1 protein-coding gene and 1 pseudogene are annotated in these 1,054 nt (G+C 44.4%); one reads left to right on the top strand and one right to left on the bottom strand.

Translation table 11 applies throughout. The features are described 5' to 3' along the window. Positions 1–467: pseudogene (locus R8N28_RS26960) on the bottom strand (LacI family DNA-binding transcriptional regulator); the annotation flags it as partial. Between the two features lie 380 nt (positions 468–847). Here R8N28_RS26960 and R8N28_RS26955 point away from each other — a divergent pair. Then, a partial coding sequence (locus R8N28_RS26955) for an SDR family NAD(P)-dependent oxidoreductase (protein WP_318183887.1) occupies positions 848–1,054 on the top strand: 207 nt, incomplete at its 3' end.

The following is a 1,054-nucleotide window of genomic DNA, read 5'->3' as shown; positions in this document are numbered from 1 at the left end:
TCAACGCAATCGTAAGGACTAGTTGGATCTGAAAAGTCAATGTAACAGATGCTATCGGCCAGGCGTTTAGGTAACTTATTGACCACCTTTTGGTCGACTTTCCCGACTAAAAGGACACCCGTGATCTTTTGCGTTTCAACATCGATTTCGCCGTTGTAGCAATTGGTTAGCGTAATGCCGAGCTTGTCGCACTCAGTTTCAATCCCATGACGAATCGACAAGTAGTACGGGTCATTCACTTCTGCTTCTTGTTTGTAATTGTACAAGGCCAAAAAGTGATGTTTTTGTTTGGCTTCTTTGGTGGCTTTCTTCGAGCTGCTGGTGCGGTACTCCAGCTTTTCTGCGATTTCTAAAATGCGGCGTTTGGTTTCTTATTTAACGCTCAACGCCGGATCGTCATTCAAAACTCGCGATACAGTTGCAAGTGAGACGCCCGCTTCAGTGGCGATATCTTTTAGTGTTGCCATGTACATTTCCCGTTGGCATTGCTCACAGTCCAAGTGAGAACTCAATAATCTGGCTATTGTAAACAGCTACTTAGGGATGCACAAACTTTTAGTAAAATCGTGCGATCCACGAAAGAGAGCGGTATCTGCTCGACTCATCTTCACTGCTCATCATCTTCCCGGTTTAATTTAACTAAAGTCTGCATCTAAAATAAGGCTTTCGTGTAATTTTGTGGAAACGTTTACACAATTTGAATTCGATCACGGATCTGGATCGAGATTGGTTGCTAGACTTTTAGCCAGCTAAGAAATGGGCGTACCGATTCGATGCAATGGCGATTGGCTTTTAGCGCATCAGAGTGAGGTATGAACAGAAAGCAGCAAACGTGGAGAAGCAAAAAGTGAAAGTTCTTGTCACAGGCGGTATGGGATACATCGGTAGTCACACTTGCGTTCAGATGATTGAAGCGGGAATGGAACCTATCATCGTTGATAACTTGTGTAACGCCAAACTGGAAGTGTTAAACCGTATTGAAGCGCTGACTGGCAAACAGCCTGAGTTCCACCAAGGTGACATCCGTGACGAAGCCTTTTTGGATACGGTATTC

Source organism: Vibrio sp. Vb1554 (genome assembly GCF_033344235.1).
The sequence above is the reverse complement of the archived record's forward strand: the minus strand, read 5'-3'. Positions and strand labels throughout refer to the sequence as shown.